At 68.7% G+C, this 5,890-nt stretch carries 2 protein-coding genes; both read left to right on the top strand.

The window, feature by feature from the left end; all coding sequences use genetic code 11:
* The coding region (locus DBR34_RS03045) for an alpha-2-macroglobulin (protein WP_258223628.1) at positions 1–4,408 on the top strand (4,408 nt) is incomplete at its 5' end.
* A 55-nt stretch (positions 4,409–4,463) separates the two neighbouring features.
* A partial coding sequence (gene pbpC / locus DBR34_RS03040) for a penicillin-binding protein 1C (RefSeq protein WP_128095645.1) occupies positions 4,464–5,890 on the top strand: 1,427 nt, incomplete at its 3' end.

The raw sequence follows: 5,890 nt of genomic DNA, 5'->3' as shown, positions 1-5,890 counted from the left end.
CCGGGGCCTGCCGGTGGTGTCGGTGAACGTGCAGGAAGTGGACGTGGAGTTCCTGCGCGTGCGCGAGAACCAGCTGCCCACCTTCTTCAGCCAGTACCAGCGCGGCGGGCGCCGCGGCAGCTGGGACCTGGACAGCGACTACGACGATCGCGTGCCGATGTCCAAGTTGGCCGAGCCGGTGTACGTCAACCGGTTCGTGCTGGGCGGCAAGCAGAACGAACGCGTGCTGACCTACCTGCCCACCCAGGAGATCAAGCAGCTGCAGGAGCCCGGCCTGTACTTCGCGGTGATGAAGCGCAGCGGCTCGTTCGAAAGCGAATTCGACACCGCCTTCTTCACCGTCAGCGACATCGGCCTGCACACCCGCGCCTACAAGGACAAGCTGTTCGTGCACACCGCTTCGCTGCAGAGCGGGGCGGCGCTGAAGAAGATCGAGCTGCGCATCCTCGACGGCAAGGACGAGGTGGTGCTCAAGGGCAGCACCGACGGCAACGGCAACGCCCTGCTCAACTACACCCTGGATGCCAGCCACGTACTGATCGCCAGCAGCGGTGCCGACACCTCGATGCTGCCGTTCAACCAGCCGGCGCTGGACCTGAGCGAGTTCGCGGTGGCCGGGCGCGACAACGCCTGGTTCGACGTGTTCGCCTGGTCCGGCCGTGACCTGTATCGCCCCGGCGAAACGGTGCGCATCTCCGCGCTGCTGCGCGACAACGATGGCAAGCCGACCAAGCCGCAGCCGGTCTTCCTTCGCCTGAAGCAGCCGGACGGCAAGACCTTCCGCGAAACCCGCCTGCAGCCGGGCGAGCAGGGCTACTTCAGCTTCGAACAGACCATCCCCAGCGAAGCCCCGACCGGGCGCTGGCAGGTGGAGTTCCGCACCAACCCGGCCAGCAAGGAAGCCATTCAGGGCATGACCCTGCGCATCGAGGAGTTCCTGCCCGAGCGCATGAAGCTGGACCTGGACAGTGTCCAGAAGACCCTCAAGCCGGGTGAGCCGCTCAAGCTGATTGCCGATGCGGCCTATCTGTACGGCGCGCCCGCCGACGGCAACCGCTTCACCGCACGGCTGGCGGTGGCGGCCGAGCAATCCCCGGTGGAATCGTTGCCGGGCTACTTCTTCGGTGACCCCACCATCGCGTTGCCGCGCGAAGCACGCGACATCATCGACACCGAATTCCCCGCCGACGGCACGCTGCGCCAGGACGTGGCACTGCCTGACGAGGTCAAGCCGACCGCCCCGATCGCGGTGGTAGTGTCCGGCAGCGTGTACGAAACCGGTGGCCGCACCGTCACCCGCACCCTGAAGCGGGTGATGTGGCCGGCGCCGGCGCTGGTCGGCGTGCGTCCGCTGTTCAATCCCGATGACGGCGCCGATGCCAACAGCACCGCGCGCTTCGAACTGATGCGCGTGGACGCCGCGGGCAAGCCGCAGCCGGCCAAGGGCCTGAAGATCACCCTGGTGCGCGAGCTGCGCGACTACCACTGGACCTTCAACGACAACCGCTGGGATTACGACTTCACCCGCCGCTTCGAGAACAAGGACACCCGCACCGTCGACGCTGGCACCGCGGCCACCACGGTCGACCTGCCGGTGGAGTGGGGCGAGTACCGGCTGGAGGTGTTCGATCCCAGCACCGGGCTGACCAGCCGCTACCCGTTCCGCGCTGGCTGGAGTTGGAACGACGACAACCGTGGCCTGGATGCACGCCCGGACAAGATCAAGCTTGGCCTGGACAAGACCGGCTACAAGGCCGGCGACAAGGTCCGCGTCACCGTCACCCCGCCGCATGCCGGCAAGGGCATCCTGATGGTGGAAAGCGACAAGATGCTGTACGTGCAGGAGATCGACGCCAAGCCGGGCAGCACCTTCGACATTCCGGTCACCGCCGAGTGGGAGCGCCACGACGTCTACATCACTGCGCTGGTGTTCCGTGGCGGCAGTGCGCCGAGCAAGATCACCCCGGCCCGTGCGGTCGGTGTGGTGCACGTGCCGATGGACCGCAAGGCGCGCCAGATCGCGGTCGGCCTGTCGGCGCCGAAGCAGATGCGCCCTGAGCAGACCCTGCCGGTGACGGTGAGCGCGCCGCAGCTGGCGGGCAAGGTCGCGCACGTGACCGTGTCGGCCGTGGACGTGGGCATCCTCAACATCACCCGCTTCCCGGTGCCCGACGCGGCCGGCCACTTCTTCGCGCAGCGCCGCCTGGACGTGGATGCCTATGACATCTACAGCCGTGTGATCGAAAGCTTCGACGGCAGCAGCGGCAAGCTCAAGTTCGGCGGCGACATGGCACTGGCGGCGATGCCGCAGGCCAAGCGTCCCACCGCGCGCGTGCAGACCGTGGACCTGTTCTCGGGCCCGGTGAAGCTCGATGCCAAGGGCATCGCCCGGATTGCGCTGAAGGTGCCCGACTTCAACGGCACCCTGCGCGTGTCGGCGGTGGTGTATTCCGATGACCAGTACGGCAAGCGCGACGTGGAAACGGTGGTGCGCGCGCCGATCCTGGCCGAAGCCAGCATGCCGCGGGTGATGGCGCCGGGCGACCGCAGCACGGTCACCCTGGACGTGCAGAACTTCACCGGCACGCCGGGCGAGTTCAAGGTGCACGTCGACGGCATCGGTCCGCTCGCCCTGGGGGAGCCGACCCGCACGCTGCAGCTCAAGGCCGACGCCAAGACCACCCTCAGCTTCCCGCTGACCGCGCGCGAGGGCTATACCGTGGCCAAGGTGCGGGTGCGGGTGGACGGCAATGGCTTCAAGGTAGACCGCCGTTACGATCTGCCGGTGCGCGCGGCCTGGCCGCAGATCCTGCGCTCGCAGACCCGCACGCTGGACCCGCTGGGTGCGGTGGAGATGGGCAGCGGCCTGGCCGATGGCCTGATGACCGATTCGGTGACCGCACGCATGCTGGTCAGCGCGCTGCCGCCGATTCCGTTTGCCAGCGCGCTCAACGACGCACTGAAGTATCCCTATGGCTGCGCCGAGCAGACCACCAGCAAGGGCTACGCGGCGCTGATGCTGGACGAGGCGACCTCGGCCATGCTCGGCGCCGATGGCCTGGATGCCAAGACCCGCCGCGAGCGCATGGAAGGCGCGTTCGGGCGGCTGGCCTCGATGCAGGTGGCCAACGGCAACTTCTCGATGTGGGGCGACGACGGCTATGTGAACCCGTGGCTCACTCCGTACATCGCCGAGTTCCTGCTGGATGCCAAGGACGGTGGTTTCGCGGTGCCCGACACCGTGCTGCAGAAGGCACTCAACCGCCTGAGCGAAGACCTGCTGTCCGGTGGCAACCAGTTCTACGGTGAAGATCGCCGCGAGAACCTCAAGTTCGCCAACCAGGCGTATTCCGGATACGTGCTGGCCCGGGTCAACCGCGCGCCGTTGGGCACGTTGCGCGCGCTGTACGACAACGAGCGCAGCAAGGCGCTGACCGGCCTGCCGCTGGTCCACCTGGGCATCGCGTTGTCGCTGCAGGGCGACCACAAGCGCGGCGATGCGGCCATTGCCGCCGGTTTCGCCAAGCCCAGCAGCGAGCGCCCGCAGTACTTCGGTGACTACGGCAGCGCGGTACGCGACGACGCGTTGATGATCGCGCTGCTGCACGAGCGAAAGCTGTCCAAGCCGGGCTATGACGCGCGTGCAGTCGACCTGGGCCGCGCCCTGGATGCACGCCGCAGCAGCAGCGGGTTGTGGTTGAGCACGCAGGAACAGGTGGCCATCGCGCGCCTGGGCAAGGCCCTGTCGGCCAACCAGAAGAAGCTGGTGTCCGGCGAGCTGGCCGTGGGCGGCGAGGTGGAGGCCATCGCCGCGCGCCGCCTGTTCGGGCGCAGCTTCGACTACGCCGCGCTGGCCAAGGGCGTGCGCTTCACCCCGCAGGGGGAGCCGCCGATGTTCGCCAGCCTGGACGTGGCCGGCATTCCGCGCACCGCGCCGGAGCCGGACAGCCGCCACCTGGGCGTGGAACGCACCTGGTACACCACCGACGGCAAGCCGTGGACGCCGCGTGCGTTGAAGGAAGGCGAGGCGTTGATCGTGCGGGTCAGCATCACCCCGAACGTGGATATGCCCGACGCGCTGCTCACCGACCTGCTGCCGGCGGGCCTGGAGATCGAGAACTTCAACCTGGGCGATGCCAAGCAGTGGGCCGACGTAGTGGTGGACGGACTCAACGTCAACGACCGCGGCGATGCCGCCACGCTGCGCCACGAAGAGTTCCGCGACGACCGCTACGTGGCCGCGCTGAAGCTGTCGCGGGGCAGCACCGCCAAGGTGTTCTACCTGGTGCGCGCGGTCAGCCCGGGCACCTACACGGTGCCGCCGCCGCTGGTGGAAGACATGTACCGCCCCGACCTGCGTGGGGTGGGCCGCAGCTACCCGACCACGTTGACGGTGGTCCAACCGTGAGCCGGGTGCGGGCCGTCGCCACGGCGATGGCCCGCACCGCGCTGTCGTTCAGCCGATGACGTCATACCCTTTCAAGCGCCTGGCACGACGGGCGCAGCCGTGGCTGTTGCCCACGCTGCGCTGGGGCACGGTGGCCGTGCTCAGCCTGCTGCTGGTGCTGGACCTGGCGTTCCCACCGCCGCTGCCGAAGCTGCGCGACACCAGCACATTGGTGGTCGCCCGCGACGGCACGCCGCTGCGCGCGTTCGCCGATGCCGACGGTGTGTGGCGCTACCCGGCGTCCATCGACAGCGTATCGCCGCTGTACCTGCAGGCCCTGCTCAATTACGAAGACCGCTGGTTCTGGCGGCACCCGGGGATCAACCCGTGGGGGCTGCTGCGTGCCGGCAAGCAATGGCTGCTGCAGGGGCGGATCGTGTCCGGTGGGTCCACCCTGACCATGCAGGTGGCGCGCATCCTCGACCCGCATACGCGGACGCCGTGGGGCAAGGCCAAGCAGATGCTGCGCGCGGTGCAGCTGGAAGTGCACCTGAGCAAGGCGCAGATCCTGGCGCTGTACCTGGAACGGGCACCGTATGGCGGCACCATCGAAGGCGTGGAGGCGGCCAGCTGGGCCTACCTGGGCAAGCCGGCGGCGCGGTTGTCGCAGGCCGAAGCGGCGTTGCTGGCGGTGTTGCCGCAGGCGCCCAGCCGGCTGCGCCCGGACCGCCACCCCGAAGCGGCACAACGCGCACGCGACAAGGTGCTCGAGCGCATGGTCGCGCTGGGCGTATGGAGCCGTGACGACGTGGACGATGCCCGCATCGAGCCGGTGGTCACCCGCGCGCTGCAGCCGCCGCTGCATGCCGCGCTGCTGGCGCAACGGCTGCGCTCGGCGCAGCCGCGTGCGGCGCGGATCGAAAGCACGCTGGACATCGGCCTGCAGCGCACGCTGGAAGAACGGGTGTCGTCGTACTTCTCGCAGCTGCCCGAACGTACGTCCGCTGCGTTGCTGGTGGTCGACAACCGCACCCTGGAAGCCCGCGCCTACGTGGGTTCGGTGGCCTTCGGCGACAAACAGCGGCTGGGCCACGTGGACATGGTGCAGGCCTGGCGCTCGCCCGGCTCGACGCTCAAGCCGTTCCTGTACGGCATGGCGCTGGATGACGGGCTGATCCATTCGGAAAGCCTGATGGTGGATGCGCCGCAGGCGTTTGGTGGCTACCGCCCGGGCAATTTCGATGCGGCGTTCAACGGCCCGGTCAGCTCGGCCACGGCGTTGCGGCTGTCGCTCAACGTGCCGGCGGTGGACCTGCTGGACCGGGTCGGCTCGGCCCGCTTTGCCGCGCGGCTGTCGCACGCTGGCATCACCCTGCGCTTCCCGCATGGCAGTGCGCCCAACCTCTCGCTGATCCTGGGGGGCACCGGCGCCCGCCTGGAAGACCTGGTCGGTGCGTTCGCCGGATTCAACCGCAACGGCATCGCCGGCCGTGTGCGCTATAC

The organism is Stenotrophomonas sp. HMWF003 (assembly GCF_003061285.1).
In the GTDB taxonomy this organism is placed as follows: Bacteria; Pseudomonadota; Gammaproteobacteria; order Xanthomonadales; family Xanthomonadaceae; genus Stenotrophomonas; species Stenotrophomonas maltophilia_AP.
The sequence above is the reverse complement of the archived record's forward strand: the minus strand, read 5'-3'. Positions and strand labels throughout refer to the sequence as shown.